This window comes from Variovorax sp. IB41, assembly GCF_016405905.1.
GTDB lineage: Bacteria > Pseudomonadota > Gammaproteobacteria > Burkholderiales > Burkholderiaceae_C > Variovorax.
The window spans coordinates 252,089-272,640 of the sequence record NZ_JAEFCB010000005.1; the positions used below are offsets into that span (position 1 = coordinate 252,089).

General features: G+C 67.2%; 19 protein-coding genes and 2 pseudogenes. 11 read left to right on the plus strand and 10 right to left on the minus strand.

Annotated features, from left to right (window positions below; all coding sequences use genetic code 11):
• Positions 1–10: 10 nt before the first annotated feature.
• On the minus strand, positions 11–1,741 hold the full coding sequence (locus JC881_RS12945; protein WP_198786108.1) for a hypothetical protein: 1,731 nt from the start codon (positions 1,739–1,741) through the stop codon (positions 11–13).
• Between the two features lie 13 nt (positions 1,742–1,754).
• Entirely contained in the window at positions 1,755–2,138 is a 384-nt protein-coding gene (locus JC881_RS12950) for a response regulator (RefSeq protein ID WP_198786109.1), read from the minus strand.
• Positions 2,139–2,308: 170 nt separating this feature from the next.
• On the opposite strand from JC881_RS12950, the gene JC881_RS12955 reads away from it, so the two are divergent.
• Positions 2,309–2,677, plus strand: a complete 369-nt coding sequence (locus JC881_RS12955; RefSeq protein ID WP_198786110.1) for a response regulator — start codon at positions 2,309–2,311, stop codon at positions 2,675–2,677.
• A 19-nt stretch (positions 2,678–2,696) separates the two neighbouring features.
• Here the strand turns inward: JC881_RS12955 and JC881_RS12960 are convergent, their stop codons facing one another.
• Together JC881_RS12960 and JC881_RS12965 are read right to left on the minus strand one after the other, a co-directional pair.
• Positions 2,697–3,365 (minus strand): NAD(P)-dependent oxidoreductase, encoded by a 669-nt coding sequence (locus tag JC881_RS12960; RefSeq protein WP_198786111.1) that lies wholly within the window; start codon positions 3,363–3,365, stop codon positions 2,697–2,699.
• Positions 3,362–4,225: an SDR family oxidoreductase gene (locus JC881_RS12965; protein ID WP_198786112.1), complete on the minus strand. Its 864-nt coding sequence runs from the start codon at positions 4,223–4,225 to the stop codon at positions 3,362–3,364. Before JC881_RS12965 ends, JC881_RS12960 begins: the two co-directional genes overlap by 4 nt.
• Before the next feature lie 100 nt (positions 4,226–4,325).
• Here JC881_RS12965 and JC881_RS12970 point away from each other — a divergent pair, with 100 nt between their 5' ends.
• The gene (locus JC881_RS12970; RefSeq protein WP_198786113.1) at positions 4,326–5,222 is read left to right on the plus strand and encodes a LysR family transcriptional regulator; all 897 of its coding nucleotides are present in this window, start codon (positions 4,326–4,328) and stop codon (positions 5,220–5,222) included.
• Positions 5,223–5,343: 121 nt separating this feature from the next.
• On the opposite strand, the gene JC881_RS12975 is transcribed toward JC881_RS12970, so the two are convergent.
• From JC881_RS12975 to JC881_RS12995, 5 genes are all read right to left on the minus strand, one after another.
• Positions 5,344–5,505: a DUF2474 domain-containing protein gene (locus JC881_RS12975; protein WP_198786114.1), complete on the minus strand. Its 162-nt coding sequence runs from the start codon at positions 5,503–5,505 to the stop codon at positions 5,344–5,346.
• Positions 5,486–6,493: a cytochrome d ubiquinol oxidase subunit II gene (cydB, locus tag JC881_RS12980; protein WP_198786115.1), complete on the minus strand. Its 1,008-nt coding sequence runs from the start codon at positions 6,491–6,493 to the stop codon at positions 5,486–5,488. The genes JC881_RS12975 and cydB overlap by 20 nt, the downstream gene beginning before the upstream one ends.
• Entirely contained in the window at positions 6,483–7,937 is a 1,455-nt protein-coding gene (locus tag JC881_RS12985) for a cytochrome ubiquinol oxidase subunit I (protein WP_198786116.1), read from the minus strand. The genes cydB and JC881_RS12985 overlap by 11 nt, the downstream gene beginning before the upstream one ends.
• 211 nt (positions 7,938–8,148) lie before the next feature.
• Positions 8,149–8,595 (minus strand): hypothetical protein, encoded by a 447-nt coding sequence (locus tag JC881_RS12990; protein WP_198786117.1) that lies wholly within the window; start codon positions 8,593–8,595, stop codon positions 8,149–8,151.
• A gap of 164 nt (positions 8,596–8,759) precedes the next feature.
• Positions 8,760–9,641 (minus strand): aldo/keto reductase family oxidoreductase, encoded by an 882-nt coding sequence (locus tag JC881_RS12995; RefSeq protein WP_198786118.1) that lies wholly within the window; start codon positions 9,639–9,641, stop codon positions 8,760–8,762.
• Positions 9,642–9,755: 114 nt separating this feature from the next.
• Between JC881_RS12995 and JC881_RS13000 the strand changes: the two genes are divergently transcribed.
• The 4 genes from JC881_RS13000 (at position 9,756) to JC881_RS13015 (ending at position 13,815) form a co-directional block, all read left to right on the plus strand.
• Positions 9,756–10,655 (plus strand): LysR family transcriptional regulator, encoded by a 900-nt coding sequence (locus tag JC881_RS13000; protein ID WP_198786119.1) that lies wholly within the window; start codon positions 9,756–9,758, stop codon positions 10,653–10,655.
• Between the two features lie 60 nt (positions 10,656–10,715).
• Positions 10,716–11,603, plus strand: coding sequence for an alpha/beta hydrolase family protein (locus tag JC881_RS13005; RefSeq protein ID WP_198786120.1), 888 nt, complete (start codon positions 10,716–10,718; stop codon positions 11,601–11,603).
• Positions 11,604–11,790: 187 nt separating this feature from the next.
• Positions 11,791–12,792 carry a tRNA dihydrouridine(20/20a) synthase DusA gene (gene dusA / locus JC881_RS13010; protein WP_198786121.1) on the plus strand — a complete coding sequence of 334 codons (1,002 nt, stop codon included), beginning with the start codon at positions 11,791–11,793 and terminating at the stop codon, positions 12,790–12,792.
• Between the two features lie 234 nt (positions 12,793–13,026).
• Positions 13,027–13,815, plus strand: coding sequence for an IclR family transcriptional regulator (locus tag JC881_RS13015; RefSeq protein WP_198786122.1), 789 nt, complete (start codon positions 13,027–13,029; stop codon positions 13,813–13,815).
• A 16-nt stretch (positions 13,816–13,831) separates the two neighbouring features.
• Here JC881_RS13015 and JC881_RS13020 read toward each other — a convergent pair whose 3' ends face one another.
• Entirely contained in the window at positions 13,832–14,497 is a 666-nt protein-coding gene (locus tag JC881_RS13020; RefSeq protein WP_198786123.1) for a GntR family transcriptional regulator, read from the minus strand.
• 131 nt (positions 14,498–14,628) lie between these two features.
• Here JC881_RS13020 and scpA point away from each other — a divergent pair, with 131 nt between their 5' ends.
• From scpA to JC881_RS13035, 5 genes and pseudogenes are all read left to right on the plus strand, one after another.
• Entirely contained in the window at positions 14,629–16,791 is a 2,163-nt protein-coding gene (gene scpA, locus JC881_RS13025) for a methylmalonyl-CoA mutase (protein WP_198786124.1), read from the plus strand.
• A gap of 14 nt (positions 16,792–16,805) precedes the next feature.
• A pseudogene (locus JC881_RS32845) lies at positions 16,806–17,258 on the plus strand (GNAT family N-acetyltransferase); the annotation flags it as partial.
• A gap of 105 nt (positions 17,259–17,363) precedes the next feature.
• A pseudogene (locus tag JC881_RS32850) lies at positions 17,364–17,552 on the plus strand (GIY-YIG nuclease family protein); the annotation flags it as partial.
• 351 nt (positions 17,553–17,903) lie between these two features.
• Positions 17,904–18,947, plus strand: a complete 1,044-nt coding sequence (gene meaB, locus JC881_RS32425) for a methylmalonyl Co-A mutase-associated GTPase MeaB (RefSeq protein WP_233101761.1) — start codon at positions 17,904–17,906, stop codon at positions 18,945–18,947.
• Between the two features lie 52 nt (positions 18,948–18,999).
• The gene (locus tag JC881_RS13035; RefSeq protein WP_198786126.1) at positions 19,000–20,544 is read left to right on the plus strand and encodes an acyl-CoA carboxylase subunit beta; all 1,545 of its coding nucleotides are present in this window, start codon (positions 19,000–19,002) and stop codon (positions 20,542–20,544) included.
• The last annotated feature ends 8 nt before the right edge of the window (positions 20,545–20,552 follow it).

Sequence of the window (20,552 nt, forward strand, 5' to 3'; positions counted from 1 at the left end):
AACGAATGAATCAGGAGTGGCCGTCCACCCGCATCTGGAAGAGGAAGTAGGGCGGAATGCAGGCGCCGCGCCCCTCGGGCTGGCCCTCGGCTTGCGCGCAGATGAAGTCGTCGCGGCAGGGCTGCTGCGCCGAGCAGCTGCGCAGGTTGCCGGGGCGCGTGTGCTTGGCGAGGCACTCGCCGAAGGGCTTGTTCGCGGCGAGGCACTGGTTGAAGTCGCTTAGGATGGCGATGCCGCCGCAGGTGCCGTTCCTGTCGCGCGGATCGCAGGGCCCAGAGCACATGCCACCCGGGAAGCCGACAGCGGTTTTCTCGCACACGGAAGACGCGCCTTCGCAGGCGACGCGCGGCAGGTTATCGGCGCGGTCGAGCCACGGGTTGGCGGACTGCGTGATGCGCGCGGGCTCGCAGCTGGCGCCGACCGTGGCCTTCTCGGGCGCTGCGGGCGCGGCGTCCGGTTCGGCGAGCGGCCGGAACGGATCGGGCTGCGGTGTCGACAGCGCGGCGTGCACATAAGCGCCGCGGCGGGCCAGTTCGTCCTGCAGGTGCGGCGAGTGCGGCAGCGCGAGCGCATTGCCGGTCGTGAAGGTGCGCGATGCGCCGCGCCGGTCGATGCCCAGCAGGTGAAAGCCCGCGACCGCGCGGCTCTGGTGGCAGCCTGCGCAGCCGAGATCGTCGAGGCGGCGCAGCACGGCCTGCGGCGATTGCAGCGTGCGGCTGCCGGGCACGGCTTGCCAATCGCCGGGTGCGAAGACCTGCGCGAACGGCCGGTTAGCTAGGCGCGCGAGGCCGCGCGGTGCGACCGATATCGATTCGGTCGCGAGGAATTTGTCCGGGATCTGCACCGAGGCTTCGTCCAGTGCGCGCAGGTTGGCGGGCTGCTGCAGCCACTGCTGCAATTCCTTTCGCAACGGCGCGTTGGCCTTCAGACGCGCGACATCGGGCGTGTTCTCCAGCGGTGCCACCTCGAAGCGCTTCGCGCCAGCGTTCCAGCGGAAGGCGCGCAGCATGTATTCGGCATGGCCGCCGAGATCGGGCCGCACCGCCGAAGGCCAGCGCACGCTCTGCAGGTTGGTGGTGATTTGCGCGATGCGCGCGGGTGCGAGACGCGGCGGCGCGAGCGGACCGTCGGGCGACACGAGCCATCGGCCGAGCGCTTCGTCCTGCATCGAAGCCAGCGCCGGCTGCCAGACTCGCGCGGCGGCGGCGCAACTGCCGTTCGCATCGGGCGCATCGCCGCGCAGTTCGACGTTGACGGTCATCGGCAGGCGCGACTGCATCGCGGCGGTGCGGTAGGCGAGCCGGTACACGAGCCGCGTCTCTCCGCACGCGCCGTTCAGAAACGGCCGGCGATCCATGCGGTTGGCCACGCCGACCAGTTCGAAGAAGGCATCGGGGCTCGCGAGCCAGCGCGCGTCGAACAGCCGGTGCGGATAGCGCGCGATGCCGACGCCGGCCTGCTTGTCCGCGCGCTGGATGCGCGCGAGGCTTTCGCCGAGCGGCGTGGCGATGGACTGCCATGCCGCGGAACGCATCAAGGACTGGTTGGTCGCGATGCCGTCGGATGCCGCGGGCGCATCGCCGATCCAGTGGGCGAAGCTCGCGCCGGATTTTTCGGCCGACTGCAATGCGGTGGGCGAGGTGACGAGCAGCAGAGGTTCAGCCGCTTGCGCGAGAGACGCGAAGCCCGGTGCGAGCGCCAGTGCGAATGCGAGGGACAGGCAGTGTTTGAAGATCGGCACGCGGCCGATTGTGTCAGCGCCGCGGCGTGATGTTCAGCTTCGCGCAGAAGTCGTAGAAGGCTTCGAGCTGCAGCGATTTGTCGAACACCGCATCCACGCCCGCCGACAGCGCGCCTTCGCGCACCTCGGAGGTCGCGTAGTTCATGAGCACCACGGTGCGCTGCGCGGGCGACTTGTGGTCCTTCAAATACTGCGCGACGGTGAGCCCGTTGCCTTCGGCGAGGAACACGTCGATGACGGCCGCGTCCCATTCGTCGGGGTTGGCCTTGAGCCAGTCGATGGCTTCAGTGGAAGTGGTTGCGGTGCCGATGACATCGCATTCGGAAAATTCTTGCAGCCCGTCGGTCAGCGTGGTCGCGATCAGAGGGTTGTCTTCTATGAGGTAGATGCGGGTCATCGTTGTAGGCGAGAGAGTACGTTCCATCGGCTTGTCTCGGCCGAGGGGGTCATTGTCGGGGCGCATGCCCGGGGCCGAGTAAGACAACGCCGCCATCTGTCGTACATCCCTGTGGGGTGGTGGGCCGCGACGGGTGCAACACGGCGAGTTGTCTGGAAAAATACAACGCAATGACCACTGATCCGCAACCCAAGCTACGCGTGCTGCTCGTGGAGGACGACGTCGACACGCTCGCCACCACCCTGAAACTGCTGGAGGCCCTGGGGCACTGGGCGACTGGCGTCAAGAGCGCCGAGGCCGCCATCTCGCGTTTTTTCCATGGGGCCTTCGACGTGGTGATGGTGGACATCGGGCTGCCCGCGCTGTCGGGCCACGACTTCGCCGAGCGGCTGCTGCGCGACCACCATGTGCCCGTGATCTTCGTGACCGGGCAGGCCCAGCCGGCCAAGCCGCTGGCGGGAACCACCTGGCTGCGCAAGCCCTACACGGTCGAGCAGCTGACCCAGGCGCTGGAGCGCGCGGTGGTGTCGCCGTCGTAGACGGGCCTTGCCACGGGGCTCACCAGGAGATCAGCGGCGAGCGGTGCAGCCACGCATCGCCTTGCACCTGGTCCAGCACGAAGCTGGCGACGTCCGCCCGCGCGATGGTGCCGCCGTGGAATGCGGAGAGATCCGTGAGAGCGCGCACCGGCGCGCGCACTGCCTTGTCGTTCAGCACCGAGGGGCGTACCAGCACCCAGTCGAGCCCGCTCACCCGGACCACCGCCTCCTGCCGGTTCTTGTCCGCGTAGACCTTCCGCAGAAGCGCGGGAAAGATCAGCCGGTCGAAAACAAACCCGCCGTGCCCGGCGCTGTCGCCCGCGCCCATGCCGGTGACGCACACCAGGCGCTTGACGCCTTCCGCGCGCATCGCATCGACCAGCGCGCGCGTGGCGGTGGAAAGAAGGGTCACTTCGCGCAAGGGGCTGGCCGGCGTGCCCAACGCACTCACCACCGCGTCCGTGCCCGCGAGAGCCTTGCGCAAGGCCCGCTCGTCACGGGCGTCGCCCACGCTGATCTGTGCGCCCTCGAGGCCCGTCGCCTTCTCCGGGGAGCGCACCAGGGCGCGAACGTCGTAGCCGCGCGAAAGCGCCTGCTGCACGATCGATCGGCCTGTTCCCCCGGTGGCGCCGAGCACCAGGAGTTTCGGGCGCGCCGGCCCGTTGCCGGTGGCTTTGGTTTCGTTCATGACGACGCCTCGGCGGCGAAGTCGCGGTACGAGCGCAGCGGGCGGCCGAGCAGCGTGGTGAGGCGCTCCACGTCGCCCGCATCCGGGGTCATGCCCTCGGTGAGAAAACGTTCGCTCATGAGGCGCATGTCGTACGCCATCCAGCCGGGCATGAAGTTCAGCAGGTTCTTCTCGAAGCCCGCGGTGTCGTCGCCGCCGTAATTGATCGTGCGACCCAATGCGGCCGACCAGATGCTGGCGACGTCGGCCCCCGTGAGCGCGTCGGGCCCGACCAGGTTGATCCGGCTCAGCGGAAGCGATCCAGTGGCCTGTTCGCGTCGAAGCAGCTCAAGGGCGGCGATTTCCGCGATGTCGCGCGTGTCGATCATGGCCAGCCCCTTGCTGCCGATGGGCATCGGGTACACGCCGTGGCCGGTGACCACATCCTTGATGGTGAGGTCGTTCTGCATGAAGTAGGCAGGCCGCAGGATGGTGGCGCCGAAGTTCATCTGCTCGAGCATCCGCTCCACGCCGAACTTGCCCGCGAAGTGGGGCACGTTCAGGTACTTGTCGCTGTGGATCACCGAGAGATAGACGATGCGATCGATGCCCGCATCGCGTGCCACGTTCAGGGCGACGAGCGCCTGCGTGAATTCGTCCGGCACCACGCCGTTGAGCAGGAACAGCGTGGAGACCCCGGCCACGGCGCGGCGCAGCGACGTGACATCGAGCAGGTCGCCTTGAACGACTTCGACGCCGGCGGGGAAGCTGGTCTTTGCCGGGTCGCGGACCAGTGCGCGAACCGCGGCGCCGCTGTCCACGAGTTGCTGCACGACCTGGCGGCCGATGGCGCCCGATGCGCCGGTGATGAGGATGGTCATGAAAAAGCTCCGTTTGGGTTGAATGAGCCCAAATCTTCGTTGTTCCGTTTCATGCTCGATAGCCCTTATATTTGGACACTTCGTCTCATAGGTGGAACACATGGATTTACCTGCGCTGGCTGACTTCAACCTCGTCGCGCGGCATGGCGGGTTCGGCCGTGCCGCCCGCGAATCGGGCCGCCCCAAGGCCACGCTCTCGCGCCGGGTGTCCGACCTGGAGAGCGGCTTGAACCTGCGCCTGTTCGAGCGCGGCGCCAGGGTGCTGAAGCTCACCGAGGAGGGGCGCGCGCTCTACGAGCGGACATCGGTGCTGCTCGCCGAAATCGATGAGACGGCGGCGGCCATCGCATCGGGCGGCGAGACGCCGCGAGGCAGCTTGCGGGTGAGCGCGCCGCTGCTGTTCTCGCAGGCGGCCATGGGCAAGCTGGCGGCGCGGTTCGCGTCGATGCATCCGCTGATCCGGCTGGAGGTCACCACGGAGGACCGCGCGGTCGACATGGTGGAAGAGGGCTACGACCTGGTGATTCGCGTCAACCCCCACCCCGACGCGCGGTTGGTGGGGCGGATCTTCATGAGGGATCGCCTGGTCGTCGTTGCCAGCCCGCAGCTCAAGCCGCCGGCGCGCAAGGCCACGGTTCCGGCGGTCATGCGAGGCGGGGGCTTCGATGCCGCGGCGCCGTCGTGGGAGTACACGGCAAAGACCGGCAAGAAGCGCATCACGGTGGAGCCGGTGCTGAGCCTGTCTTCGCTGGTCATGGTGCGCGATGCGGTGCGTGCGGGCGTCGGTGCGGCGCGGCTGCCGGTGTCGCTCGTGACGAAGGACCTGGCCACCGGCAGGCTGGTGTGCTGGGGCGATGTCGAGGGCCCGGAGATCGCGCTGTGGGCCTTGTACCCGTCGCGCCGCCTGCTGAGCAACCGGGTATCTACGTTCCTCGAATTTCTGAAGGAAGCGTTTCCCCTCGGGTCCCCCGAAGAGCTGGCGGCCTTCATCGATTGAAGTCGCGCCGGCTGCGCGTTGGCGCGTCGGCGCGCAGGCTCCGGCTTGCCCGCAAGTCGCGTGCGCCACATCCCGATGAAGAGAAAGCGTTGAAGAGAGTGGCGCCGAAAAAACGGCGCCGCTACCGCGAGAGCCCCACCGCCGTCATCAGGAAGCGAAACACCACCGCCACCACGAACAGCGCTGTCACGCTCGCGAGCCAGATGGCCACGAGCCACGCGAGGCGCCGGCGCCAGGTGCGCGGCCGCGCTTCCTGCCCGGCCTCAGTGGTACCCGTCGCCATGCCGCACCTTGCCGCGAAAGACCCAGTAGCTCCATGCCGTGTACATGAGGATCACCGGAATGATCAGGAGCGCCCCCACCAGCGCGAAGCCCAGGCTCTGCGGCGGTCCGGCCGCCTGCCAGATCGAGATGTCCGGCGGAATCACGTTCGGCCAGAGGCTGATGCCCAGGCCCGTGTAGCCGAGGAACAGCAGCCCGAGCGTGAGCACGAACGGCGTGCCGTGGCCGTCGCCGCGCAGCGCGTACAGCAGCCGCCACACGACCGCGCCCACCAGGAGCGGCACCGGCAGGAAGTACAGCAGGTTCGGCAGCGTGAACCAGCGCCGCGCGATGGCCTCGTGCGCGAGCGGCGTCCACACGCTCAGCACCCCGATCACCGCGAGCATCGCCCAGACGAGCGGCCGCGCGAGCGTGCGCATGCGCGCCTGCAGCTCGCCCTCGGTCTTCATCACGAGCCAGGTGGCGCCCAGCAGCGCATACGCGGCCACCAGCGCGAGCCCGGTGAACACCGAGAAGGGCGAGACCCAGTCGAACGCGCCGCCCGAGAAATTGCCATCGACCACCTTCAGGCCGTTCAGAAACGCGCCCAGCGTCACACCCTGGAAGAAGGTGGCGGTGAACGAGCCGCCGATGAATGCCGCGTCCCACCAGCGGCGCTTGCCCGCGCGCGCCTTGAAGCGGAACTCGAACGCCACGCCGCGAAACACGAGCCCGATCAGCATGAGGATGAGCGGCAGGTAGAACGCGCTCAATATCACCGCGTACGCGAGCGGAAACGCCGCCAGCAGCCCCGCGCCGCCGAGCACCAGCCAGGTCTCGTTGCCGTCCCACACGGGCGCGACGGTGTTCATCATCACGTCGCGGTCTTCCTTGGCGGGCACGAGCGGAAAGAGGATGCCGATGCCCAGGTCGAAGCCATCCATCACCACGTACATCATGATCCCGAAGAGGATGATGACGGCCCAGATCAATGCGAGGTCAATGCCCATGGCGAGCCTCCGGTGCGGCGAGGTCGCCCTCTGCATCGACGCCTTCGCGCGCGGCCGACAGCGGGCGCATCGGATGGCGCGGCTCGCCCGGCCCGCCATGAACCGGTGGCTCCGGTGGCTCGTGGTCGCCGTCCGGCGGGCCCTTGGCGATCAGGCGCAGGCCATAGGCCGTGCCCGCGCCGAACACGGCGATATACACCAACACGAAGAGCGCGAGCGTGAAGCCCACCTGCGAGGCCGAATGCTGCGGCGACACCGCATCGGCCGTGCGCATGAGCCCGTACACCACCCAGGGCTGGCGGCCGATTTCTGTCGTGTACCAGCCCGCAAGAATGGCCACCAGGCCGGCCGGCGACAGCAGCAATGCAAAGCGCAGGAACAGGCGGTGCGAGAAGACGCGCTCGCGCCGCCGCAGCCACAGGCCCCACACCGCCAGCGCGATCATCAGCACGCCCAGGCCCACCATGAGGCGGAAGGTCCAGAACACGATGGTGGAATTGGGCCGGTCCTCGCGCGCGAAGTCCTTGAGCGCGGGGATCTGCCCGTCCCAGCTGTGCGCGAGCAGCAGGCTGCCCGCGCGCGGAATCTCGATCGCGTAGCGCGTGACCTCGGCCTGCATGTCGGGCCAGCCGAACAGGATGAGCGGCACGCCTTCGCCCTCGGGCGTGCGCTCCCAGTGGCCCTCGATGGCCGCGAGCTTGGCCGGCTGGTGCTCCATGGTGTTCAGGCCGTGCTGGTCGCCGATGAGCGCCTGGATCGGCGCGGCCGCCAGCAGCATCCACAACGCCATCGACAGCATGGTGCGAACGCGCGTGTTGTCGCGTCCGCGCAGCAGGTGCCACGCCGCGCCGCCGCCCACCATGAGCGCCGTGGCGATGTACGAGGCCACCACGGTGTGCGCGAGGCGGTAGGGGAACGAGGGGTTGAAGATCACGCGCAGCCAGTCGACCGGCACCACGCGCCCGTCGATGATCTCGTGGCCCTGGGGCGTCTGCATCCAGCTGTTGGAAGCAAGAATCCAGGTGGCCGAGACCAGCGTGCCGATGGCCACCGCGAGCGTGGAGACGAAGTGCAGCCCGGGGCCCACGCGGTCGCGCCCGAAGAGCATCACGCCGAGAAAGCCGGCCTCCAGGAAGAACGCGGTGAGCACCTCATAGGCCAGGAGCGGCCCGGTCACGCCGCCCGCGAAGCGCGAGAAGTTGCTCCAGTTGGTGCCGAACTGGTAGGCCATGACCAGGCCCGACACCACGCCCATGCCGAAGGCCACGGCGAACACCTTGATCCAGAACTGGTAGAGGTCCAGGTACACCTTGCGGCCGGTGCGAAGCCACAGGCCCTCGAGCACGGCGAGGTAGCTGGCCAGGCCGATGGTGAGCGCCGGGAAAACGATGTGGAACGAGATCGTGAACCCGAACTGGATACGCGCGAGCGTGAGGGAGTCCATGACCTGAGCATCTCCATTGAACGTGGTGCATCGGTGCTGCGCCAGGAGTCATTGAACATCAGGCCCAAGGTCTTGGGAATAGGACACATCGCCCTTGGACATTTCGTCCGCATCCGCGTCCCGGCGCGCGCCCTCCTGTCGCCAGGCGGTTTCCTCAGGCCGTGCGGCAGGCGGGCGCCGGTGCTTCACGCATCACGCTTCGCGCTGGCGGCTAGGAGCAGGACAGCTTCAATGCCTCGATGCGGCCGCCGAAGCCGAGCTTGCGCACCAGGCCGCCTTCGCGGCTGTTGGGCTCGAAGCGCACGGTGCGGTCCCTGAACATGGCGTGCTCGTACACCTCCAGCGTGGCGCGGGGGCCGACGCGCACGCTGTCGATGTCGCGCTTGAGTTGGCGCGCGGTGCCCTTGTCCATGCTCTGGACCTGGGCCGGGCCCACGAGGGTGGCCACGTCGCCCTGGAAGTCGCGCTTCGAATAGAACTGGGCCCAGCAGCCCGAGGCCAGCCGCGGGTCCTCGATGCGCAGCGGGACGAGCAGGATGGTGGGGTCGGGCTGGTTCTCTACGCCCGAACTCGCGGTGGAGGTCGAGGTGGGCGCGTTGCTGGCGCAGGCGCCGAGCGCAACGGCGCCGGCAATCAGAAGGTAGCGATGAAGATTCATGGGTCGGGGCCGGGGTCGGCCGATGGCGGTTTCGAAGCGGCCTAAGCTATCGCGCCCGCGGCTGCGCTGCGTAGGAGCAGGACGCGACCGGCGGTCGTTCCTGCTCCCGACAGCCGGCCGAATCATCTCTTCGTTCCTTCATGCCCCAGCTGCCGGTGCTGTCGTCATGTCGCGACCACCTTCGCGGCCACGCGGTCCAGCGCTTGCATGGCATCCGCCGGCAACGCCAGCTTTCCGGCAGCCAGGTTCTCGCGCAGATGCCCGACCGACGAGGTCCCGGGGATCAGCAGGATATTGGGCGAGCGGCGCAGGAGCCAGGCCAGCGCCACCTGCATCGGGGTAGCGCCAAGACGCTCCGCGATCTCGGACAGCGCGGAAGACTGAAGCGGCGTGAAGCCGCCGAGCGGGAAGAATGGAACGTAGGGGATTCCGTCTCTTGCCAGATCGTCGATGAGCGCGTCGTCGTTGCGATGCACGAGGTTGTACTGGTTCTGCACGCAGGCGATGCGGCAGATGCCGCGGCCCTGCGCGACCTGTGCGGGCGTGACGTTGCTCAGGCCGATGTGGCGCACCAGGCCCTGGCGCTGCAGGTCGGCCAGCGCAGTGAGCGGTGCCTCGATCGAGCCCTCGGCCGGACCGTGCACGTCGAACATGATCCGCAGGTTGACCACCTCCAGCACATCCAAGCCGAGGTTGCGCAGGTTGTCGTGCACCGCCTGCGTGAGCTCTGCGGCGGAGAAAGCCGGCAGCCAGCCGCCCGTGTCGGAGCGCTTCGCCCCGATCTTGGTGACGATGACGAGGTCCTTTGCATAGGGCGCGAGCGCCTCGCGGATGATCTGGTTGGTGATGTGCGGTCCGTAGAAGTCGCTGGTGTCGATGTGGTCCACACCGCTGGCGACGGCTTCGCGCAGCACGGCCACTGCCGCATCGCGGTCCTTGGGCGGGCCGAACACGCCGGGGCCGGCGAGTTGCATGGCGCCGTAGCCGAGCCGTTGGACGGTGCGGTCGCCGAGGGTGAATGTGCTGTCGATCTGGCTGCCGGGCATGATGGTTTTCCTTGCGTGCTGTAGAGATGAACGGGTGTGTGAAGGCAGTCTAGGCAGCGCATGCGTGTTTGATAAGCCGAGATAATCGGCACGGGCTGTGCAGGATTCAGAACAATGAAAGTCGATCTCGGAGATCTCAATGCCTTCGTGGCAGTCGCGGGCGCCAAGGGCTTTCGGGACGGCGCGCGCCTGAGCGGCGGGAGCGCCTCGAGCCTGAGCGAGGCGGTGCGCCGGCTGGAAACCCAGCTCGGGGTGCGCCTGCTGCATCGCACGACGCGCAGCGTGCGGCCCACGGAAGCCGGAGAACGGCTGCTCGAGCGCCTGCGGCCCGCGCTCACCGAGGTCGAGGCCGCGCTGGATGTGGTGAACGGCTTTCGCGACCGGCCGGCGGGCACGCTCAAGCTCAACGTGCCGATCAGCGCCGCGCGGCTGGTGCTGCCGTCGATCGTGCCGCGGTTTCTTGCCGCCTACCCGGAGATCTCGCTCGAAGTGATCGCGGAGGACAGCTTCGTCGATGTGCTGGCCGCCGGTTGCGACGCCGGCATTCGCTACGACGAGCGGCTCGAACAGGACATGGTCGCGGTGCCGATCGGCCCGCGCGTGCAGCGCTTCGCGGCAGCGGCCGCACCGTCGTACCTGGACCGCCGCGGCCGGCCCGAGCATCCGCGCGACCTGCTCGGCCACGCGTGCCTGCGGGGGCGTTTCGCGAGCGGCTCAATGCCGCCGTGGGAGTTCGAGCGCGATGGCGAGACCTTGCGGCTCGATGTCACCGGGCAATTGATCGTGCGGATCGGCTCGGCCGCCGAGCTCTCGATTGATGCGGCCATCGCCGGCGCCGGGGTGATCTATCTGTTCGAGGACTGGCTGCGGCCTCACCTGGACAGCGGTGCGCTCGAGCCGATTCTGGAGCCTTGGTGGCCGCGTTTCTCCGGGCCCTTTCTCTACTACTCCGGCCGTCGGCTGCTGCCCGCGCCGCTTCGGGCCTTCGTGGATTTCATACAGCGCGGGGCCTGAGTGCCGAGGTGCCCTCGCAGCCTCGTCGCGCTGTGTAATGCGATCTCGACAAGGACACCCATGAATTTCCGAAGCCGCTTCTTCTCGCGCCTCGTGTCGGGCATGGCCGCCGCGCTGCTTGCCGTGCTCGCGCCCGTCCCCGCACGGGCCGACATCACCGTGCAGGAAATCAAGATCCCGATGACGGTCAAGGGCATGTTCAGCGACTCGCACATCCAGCTGTCCGCCACCGAATACAAGCCCGAAGGGGAGGGCCCGTTTCCGCTCATGCTGATCAACCACGGCACGCCGCGGTCGCCGGCCGATTTCCCGACATGGAAGAACTTCCTCGGCTGGCAGGCGCAGCTCTTTGCGCGGCACGGCTTCGTGGTGATCAATACCTTGCGCCGCGGCTACGGAAGCTCCGACGGGCCGTGGGCCGAGAACTACTTCAGCTGCGGCAACCCCGACTACATCGGCGCCGGACTCGAAACCGCCAAGGACATCGACGCCGCGCTCGCGTACGCCCGCGCACAACCTTATGTCGATGCGAAGCATGTGGTGCTGGTCGGGCATTCCGCCGGCGGCTTCGGTGCGCTGGCCTTGTCCAGCCAGAACCCGCCCGGCGTCGTCGGCACGATCAGCTTTGCCGGCGGGCGCGGCTCACGCGGACCCGACGACGTCTGCTACGACGGCAAGCTGGTCGCGGCCTTCAGCCACTACGCCAGCACCACCCATGTGCCGATGCTGTGGTTCTATTCCGAGAACGATCACTTCTTCAACCCGGCGCTTGCGAAGCGGTTGGGCGAGGCTTATCAGACCAAGGGCGTGGACCTCGAACTGGAAATCGTGCCGCCCTATGGCAACGAGGGGCACAGCTTCTTTCAGGGGCGGCCGAATGTCGGCGTCTGGGCGCCGACGGTGGATGCGTTCTTCAAGAAGATCGGGTTGCAGGAGCATGTGCAGTAAGCGCATGCGGGATGCGCTCGGGGGGCGGCGGCTGGCGAGCCGTCGTGCGGATTGCCATCCCGCACGCGGCACCTTGGATGGCGGCCCATGAGAAACTACCCGGCTGATGCAGCCGATGTCTGGCTGATGGTGACGGGACCCGCGCCTTCCCGAACCGGATGGCGTGCACACGCAGGGTTCCAAGCGTATGAGTGATCAATCCAAGTTGTCGAATCTCAAAGAAAAAACCGTCTCGGTCGCGCCGATGATGGACTGGACGGACCGTCATTGCCGGTACTTCCATCGCCTGATGTCGCGTCACGCGCTGCTCTACACCGAGATGGTGACGACCGGCGCGCTGGTGCATGGCGACGTGCCGCGGCACCTTCGCTTCCACGCGGAAGAACACCCCGTGGCGCTGCAGCTGGGCGGCAGCGAGCCGGCCGACTTGGCGCATTGCGCGAAGCTCGGCCAGGAGTGGGGCTACGACGAGATCAACCTGAACTGCGGCTGCCCGAGCGAGCGCGTGCAGCGTGGCGCGTTCGGCGCCTGCCTCATGAACGAACCGCAACTGGTGGCCGACTGCGTGAAGGCGATGGTCGATGTGGTCGATGTGCCGGTCACCGTGAAGCACCGCATCGGCATCGACAAGATCGAGAGCTACGAGTTCGTGCGCGACTTCGTAGGCCAGGTGAGCGAAGCGGGGTGCGGCACCTTCATCGTGCATGCGCGCAATGCCTGGTTGAAGGGGCTGAGCCCGAAGCAGAACCGCGAGATTCCGCCGCTGCGTTACGCACTCGTGCACCGGCTCAAGCACGACTTTCCCGCGCTGAGTTTTTCCATCAACGGCGGCATCTCGGTCAACGAGCAGGTGCACGAGCATCTGCGGCTGCTCGATGGCGTGATGGTGGGGCGCGAGGCGTATCACAACCCCTGGTGGCTCGCGGAGTGGGACGCCGAGTTCTTCGGCGCCACGCCGCAGCCGCTCACGCGCGAAGAGGTGGAGTCGCTGATGTGCGACTACATGGTGCGCGAGGCGGCCGAGCACGGCACGCAGTGGTCGTCGATCGCGCGCCACATGCTGGGCCTGCGCAACGGCCTGCCCGGCGCGCGGCGCTGGCGCCAGGTCTGGAGCGACCATCGCCTGAAGACGCGCCCGCCGCACGAGGTGATGGCGCTCGCGCACGAGCCGGTCGCGCAGGCCGCCTGAGCCGGCTGGCGGCCAGGCCGCTTTTCGCTTTCCCCGCCCATCCGCCTCGTCTTCGAACTCAGTGATTTCGTGCGTTAGTTCGCTCGAAACGTCTCTTTTTCGTCGGTCAATCGAGGCGTTTTACCTTTTTTTAACGGAACATGGTTCCGAAACAATGCGGCAACAAGTGTGGCTTAGACGCCTGTTTTTGCTCAAGAATAAAGAGGTCAGGGAAACAAAAAAAAGGTTCTTCACATGAGCGAAGCTGTTGGCAGCAAAGAGGAAGTGAGCGCACTGGCACGCGGCTTGGCATTGCTCAAGACCATCGGGATGGCCGCCGCGCCGATGGGCAACCGGGATCTGGCCGACACGACGGGCATCCCCAAGGCGACCGTCTCGCGGTTGACCGCCACGCTGGTGGGCGCCGGGTACCTGCGCCAGTCGCGCGACAGCGAGCGCTTCAGCCTCGGGCCGGCGCTGCTCGACATGAGCAGCCGGTATCTGCGGCATTTCGATTTGCGCACGGTCGCGCGGCCCCATCTGACGGAGCTGTCGGAGTTCGCGGGCGCCAGCATCCACGTGGGCGTGCGCGACGAACTCGACATGCTGGTCATCGATTCGCTGCGGCCGCGTTCGGCGCTCATCAGTTCGCGCATCGAGTTGGGCACGCGCCTGCCGATCGCCACCTCGGCGGCCGGCCGGGCGTACCTGGCGGCGCTGCCGCAACCCGAGCAAGCCGTGCTGCTGGAGCAGATCCGCACCGAGACCGGGGAGAACTGGCCCACGGTGGAGCCCGGCCTGCTGGCGGGCATCGAGGAATACGCCCGCCTGGGCTATTGCAGTTCCTTCGGCGAATGGCACCCCCACATCCATGCCCTGGGCTTCGCGCTGCAGGGCCCGGGTGGCGAACGCTACGGCCTGAGTTGCGCCGGCCCCGCCTACCTGCTGCCCAAGGACGTCATGCTCAGCCGTGTGGCGCCGCGGCTGCAGGAAATTGCCCAGCGGATCGCCAAGGAAGCCGGCACCGCGGCAGACGCCGGCTGAGCGGCCGCCCGCGAACTCAGTTCGCCGCTTCCAGGCCGTTCTTGAAGTGCTCGCGCATGCGGGCCATGGCGCCAGCGGCGTCGCGCGATTCGATCGCGGCCATCACCGAGCGGTGCTCGGCCAGCGATTCGGCGATGCGCCCCGCCTTCAGCAGCGAGTTGTGGCGGTTGAGCTTCATCACCTTTCGAAGGTCCGCCACCATCTGGTCGCGCCACTTGTTGTTGGCGATGGCCAGGAGCTGCATGTGAAAGCGCTCGTTCAACGCGAAGAAGTGCTCGCGGTCTTCCTTGCCCGGCGCGGCGGCGGCTTCGAGCTCGGTGTGCAGGCGCTTCAATTCGGCGCGCTCCGCATCGGTGGCGCGCTCGGCCACCACGCCGGCCGCGTCGCTCTCCAGCAGGGAGAGCAGGTGGTAGACGTCCGCCAGGTCCTGCTCGGACACCTCGGTCACATAGGCGCCGCGGCGCAGCTTCATCGTCACCAGCCCTTCGGCGGCCAGCACCTTGAGCGCCTCGCGCAGCGGGGTGCGGCTGATGCCGTACTCCTCGGCCAGCTTGAGTTCGTCGATCCAGCTGCCGGGCTCCAGCTCGCGGCGGAAGATCCGCTGGCGCAGCAGCTCGGCCACTTCTTCGTAGAGGGCGCGCGGGGTGAGCGGGGTTAATGGAGTCGAGGGGACGGCGGACATGGGCAGGAATGTACCGCAGAAAACGGGTTTGAATTAATAATTATGGATCGGTTAGACTCGCTGCCGGCCTGCAAATCCCTGCGGGCGAATTTGCGAATCCCCTGCAAGACAACTGCAAAGCGGCGCCTTCCATGAGCAGCACACCCGAACGCACCTTCAAGCCCGCCGACCTCGGCGCCTGGGCCAAGTCCGCGGCCAAGTCCGCGCCGGGCGGCGACGTGAGCGCGCTGAACTGGGTCACGCCCGACGGCATCACCGTCAAGCCGCTCTACACCGCGGCCGACCTGCAGGGCCTGAAGTACACCGACACGCTGCCCGGCTTCGAGCCGTACCTGCGCGGCCCGCAGGCCACCATGTACGCGGTGCGCCCGTGGACCATCCGCCAATACGCCGGCTTCTCGACCGCCGAGGAATCGAACGCCTTCTACCGCAAGGCCCTGGCCGCGGGCGGACAGGGCGTGAGCGTGGCCTTCGACCTGGCCACCCACCGCGGCTACGACAGCGACCATCCGCGCGTGACCGGCGACGTCGGCAAGGCCGGCGTGGCGATCGATTCGGTGGAAGACATGAAGATCCTGTTCGACCGGATCCCGCTGGACAAGGTCTCCGTGTCGATGACGATGAACGGCGCCGTGCTGCCGGTGCTCGCGGGCTACGTGGTCGCGGCCGAGGAGCAGGGCGTGGCGCAGGACCAACTGAGCGGAACCATCCAGAACGACATCCTCAAGGAGTTCATGGTCCGCAACACCTACATCTTTCCGCCCGCGCCGAGCATGCGGATCATCGGCGACATCATCGAGTACACGGCGCAGAACATGCCCAAGTTCAACTCGATCAGCATCAGCGGTTATCACATGCAGGAGGCCGGCGCGAACCAGGCGCTGGAGCTCGCATTCACGCTGGCCGACGGCAAGGAATACGTGAAGACCGCGCTGGCCAAGGGCCTCGACGTCGATGGCTTCGCCGGGCGCCTGAGCTTCTTCTGGGCCATCGGCATGAACTTCTATCTGGAAGTGGCCAAGATGCGCGCGGCGCGCCTTCTGTGGTGCCGCATCATGAAGGAGTTCGAGCCCAAGAACCCCAAGAGCCTGATGCTGCGCACGCACTGCCAGACCTCGGGCTGGTCGCTCACCGAGCAGGACCCGTACAACAACATCGTGCGCACCACCATCGAGGCGATGGCCGCGGTGTTCGGCGGCACGCAGAGCCTGCACACCAACGCGCTGGACGAAGCCATTGCGCTGCCCACCGAGTTCAGCTCGCGCATCGCGCGCAACACGCAGCTCATCATCCAGGAAGAGACGCACATCACCAACGTGGTGGACCCTTGGGCCGGCAGCTACATGATGGAAAAGCTCACGCAGGACATGGCCGATGCGGCCTGGGCCATCATCGAGGAGGTTGAGGCGATGGGCGGCATGACCAAGGCGGTGGACAGCGGCTGGGCCAAGCTCAAGATCGAGGCGGCCGCGGCCGAGAAGCAGGCGCGCATCGACTCGGGCAAGGACGTGATCGTGGGCGTCAACAAGTACAAGCTCAAGAACGAGGACGCGATCGACAGCCTCTCGATCGACAACGTGATGGTGCGCGACCAGCAGGTGGCGCGGCTGCAGAAGATCCGCGCGTCGCGCGACAGCGCCAAGGTGCAGGCCGCGCTCGATGCGCTCACCGAAGCGGCCGAGAACGGCACGGGCAACCTGCTCGCGCTGAGCATCGACGCGGTGCGCCTTCGCGCCACGGTGGGCGAGATTTCGGACGCGCTCGAAAAATCATTCGGCCGCCATCGGGCCGACACGCAAAAGGTGACCGGTGTGTACGCAGCTGCCTATGACTCCGCCGAGGGCTGGGAAGCCCTCAAGACCGAAATCAACGCCTTCGCCGAGGAACAGGGGCGCCGTCCTCGCGTGATGATCTCCAAGCTCGGGCAGGACGGGCACGACCGCGGCGCCAAGGTGGTGGCCACGGCCTTCGCCGACCTGGGCTTCGACGTGGACATGGGGCCGCTCTTCCAGACGCCCGAGGAGTGCGCGCGGCAGGCGATCGAGAACGACGTGCATGCCGTCGGCGTGAGCACCCTCGCGGCCGGCCACAAGACGCTGGTGCCCGCCATCATCAACGAGCTCAAGAAGCAGGGCGCGGACGACATCATCGTGTTCGTCGGCGGCGTCATTCCGCGGCAGGACTACGACTTTCTCTACGAGGCCGGCGTCAAGGGCATCTACGGACCGGGCACCCCGATCCCGGCCAGCGCCAAGGACGTGCTGGAGCAGATCCGCGCGGCGGTCGCGGCCTGACCGGGACGCCAGACGTGGGCGATCTCTTGTCGCGGCTGTCGCTGCAGCCCGTGGATTCCAGCGATTTCGAGGACATGCTGGCCGTGCGCATCGATGCGATGCGCCCGAGCCTGGAGCGTGTCGGGCGTTTCGACCTCGCGCGTTCGCGCGAACGGCTGAGCGCGGGATTCGCCGTGCCGTTCATGCACCACATCGTGCTCGACGGCGACCAGCGCGTGGGCTTCGTCACGCTCAAGCCCGAGGGCGCGGATGCGCTGAGGCTCGATCATCTTTATTTGCGCACCGGCTTCCAGGGGCGCGGCATCGGCGAATGGGTGATGCGCTGGGCCAAGGCCGAAGCGCGCGAAAAGAACCTCGACATCAAGCTCACCGCGCTCGTGCAGAGCGATGCGAACCGCTTCTACCTGCGGCACGGCTTCGTGCTGGAGGGCGAGGAGGGCGTCGATCTGCACTACCGCTGGCGCGTGCAGGACGCAACCGCGCCTTCACATGTTCGTTCGAAATACAACCACCCGTTCGGGCTGAGCTTGTCGAAGCCTTCCACCATCCTCGTGAAACCCTTTTTCGTCTACCTGCTGCGCTGTTCGGATGGCTCGTACTACGCGGGCCATACCGACGACATCGATGTCCGGATGCGCCAGCATGCCGATGGGCAGGACGGATATACCGCGACGCGAAAGCCGCTCGAGTTGGTTTGGCAGGGCGAGTTCGACACGCGAGAAGGTGCGATCGCGTTCGAGCAGCAGATCAAGGGATGGTCGCGTGCGAAGAAAGAGGCTCTGATTCGAGGCGAGTGGGACCGCATCAAGGAACTGGCGAAGTCCAGCGGCGCGCGCGGGCAGCTTCGACAAGCTCAGCCCGAACGGTCGGGGGAGAGTCCCGGCACGATGGTTCGCGCTGACGCTGTCGCTGACGTTCGTCATGACGTCACCGATCGTCCCCACGCAGCTGTTCGTCCCGACACAGCCGATCGTCCCGACACAGCCGATCGTCCCGACATACCCGTTCGCCCTGAGCCTGTCGAAGGGCCATCCACCACACAGCCCCGGCTTCGACAAGCTCAGCCCGAACGGTCGGTGGGGGAGGATAGAAATACTGTTTCGTCCCGATCCTTGGCGCCATCCGCTTTGTTGGACGGCGTTGTTTCGGACGCTGCACCCATCCAGCGGCGCGCGATCGCCAAGGCGATCACGCTGCTCGAATCCACGCGGGCCGACCACCGCACCCAGGCCGACGAACTGCTCACCGCGTTGCTGCCGCGCACCGGCCATTCGTTTCGCCTCGGCATCTCGGGCGTGCCAGGGGTGGGCAAGTCGACCTTCATCGAAACGCTGGGCCTCTTGCTGATCGACAAGGGGCATCGCGTCGCGGTGCTCACCATCGACCCTTCGTCTACCGTGTCCGGCGGCTCCATCCTCGGCGACAAGACGCGCATGGAGCGGCTCTCGGTGCACGAGCGCGCCTACATCCGCCCGAGCCCGTCGAGCGGCACGCTCGGCGGCGTGGCCGAGAAGACGCGCGAGGCGATGCTGGTGTGCGAGGCCGCGGGCTACGACGTCGTGATCGTCGAGACCGTGGGCGTGGGCCAGTCCGAGACCGCGGTGTCCGGCATGACCGACATGTTCGTGCTGATGCAGTTGCCCAACGCCGGTGACGACCTGCAGGCGATCAAGAAGGGCGTGATGGAGCTCGCGGACCTCGTGGTCATCAACAAGGCCGACATCGACAAGGACGCCGCCACGCGCGCGCAGGCCCAGATCACCTCGGCGCTGCGCCTCTTCGGCCACCAGGGCAACCCGGATCACGCGCATGCGGTGCACGACGCGCACAGCGGCGCGGAGGTGCGCTTCTGGCTGCCCCGGGTGCTGCAGCTGAGCGCGCTCGCGGGCACGGGCGTCGATGCCTTCTGGGAAGCCGTCACCCAATTCAGATCGCTGCAGACCGCCAACGGCAAGCTCGCCAGGCGCCGCGAAAAACAGGCCACCGCGTGGATGTGGGAGCGCATCGACGCGGGCCTCAAGCACGCCTTCAGGCACCACCCGCAGGTGCGCGAACTGCTGCCGCAACTGACCCAGCAGGTGGCGCAGGGCGCGCTGCCGGCATCGACCGTGGCGCGCCAGCTGCTCGCGGCGGCGGCCATCACCGCCAGCCGCTGACAGCACCGCACAGCACACCCCATTCACACGACCACAGCTTCGGAAGCACACCATGCAAGAACTGATTGAACAACTCGAACAGCGCCGCGCCAAGGCGCGCCTGGGCGGCGGACAGAAGCGCATCGACGCGCAGCACGCCAAGGGCAAGCTCACCGCGCGCGAGCGCATCGAGCTGCTGCTGGACGACAACACCTTCGAAGAGTGGGACATGTTCGTCGAGCACCGCTCGGTCGATTTCGGCATGGCCGAGCAGAAGATCCCCGGCGACGGCGTGGTCACCGGCTACGGAATGATCAACGGCCGCCTGGTGTTCGTGTACAGCCAGGACTTCACCGTCTTCGGCGGCGCGCTCAGCGAAGCGCATGCCGAGAAGATCTGCAAGGTGATGGACCAGGCGATGAAGGTCGGCGCACCGGTCATCGGCCTCAACGATTCGGGCGGCGCGCGCATCCAGGAAGGCGTGGCGTCGCTGGGCGGCTATGCCGACGTGTTCCAGCGCAACGTGATGGCCTCGGGCGTGGTGCCGCAGATCAGCATGATCATGGGCCCGTGCGCGGGCGGCGCGGTGTATTCGCCGGCCATGACCGACTTCATCTTCATGGTGAAGGACTCCAGCTACATGTTCGTCACCGGCCCCGACGTGGTGAAGACCGTGACGCACGAGACCGTGACGGCCGAGGAGCTCGGCGGCGCCATCACCCACACCACCCGCAGCGGCGTGGCCGACATGGCGTTCGAGAACGACGTGGAGGCGCTGATGATGCTGCGCCGCCTGTACAACTACTTGCCGCTCAATAACCGCGAGAAGCCGCCCGTGCGCCTGGGCAACAACGGCCAGGGCGACCCGGCCGACCGGCCCGACTACTCGCTCGACACGCTGGTGCCCGACAACCCGAACAAGCCCTACGACATCAAGGAGCTGATCCTCAAGGTGGTGGACGACGGCGACTTCTTCGAGCTGCAGCCCGACTACGCGAAGAACATCGTGATCGGCTTCGCGCGCATGGAAGGCCAGACGGTCGGCATCGTGGCGAACCAGCCGCTGGTGCTGGCAGGGTGCCTGGACATCAAGAGCAGCATCAAGGCCGCGCGCTTCGTGCGCTTTTGCGATGCGTTCAACATCCCGGTCATCACCTTCGTCGACGTGCCCGGCTTCATGCCCGGCACGGGTCAGGAGTACGGCGGCATCATCAAGCACGGCGCCAAGCTGCTCTACGCGTACGCGGAGTGCACGGTGCCCAAGATCACCGTCATCACGCGCAAGGCCTATGGCGGCGCGTACGACGTGATGGCATCCAAGCACCTGCGCGGCGACGTCAACCTCGCCTGGCCGCGCGCCGAGATCGCGGTGATGGGCGCCAAGGGCGCGGTGGAAATCATCTTCCGCGAAGACAAGAACGACCCCGAGAAGCTGGCTGCGCGCGAAGCCGAATACAAGGCGCGTTTTGCGAACCCCTACGTGGCGAGCGCACGTGGCTACATCGACGACGTGATCCTGCCGCACGAGACGCGCAAGCGCATCTGCCGCTCGCTGGTGATGCTGCGCGAGAAGAAGCTCGAGAACCCGTGGCGCAAGCACGGGAACATTCCGCTGTGATCGGCAAG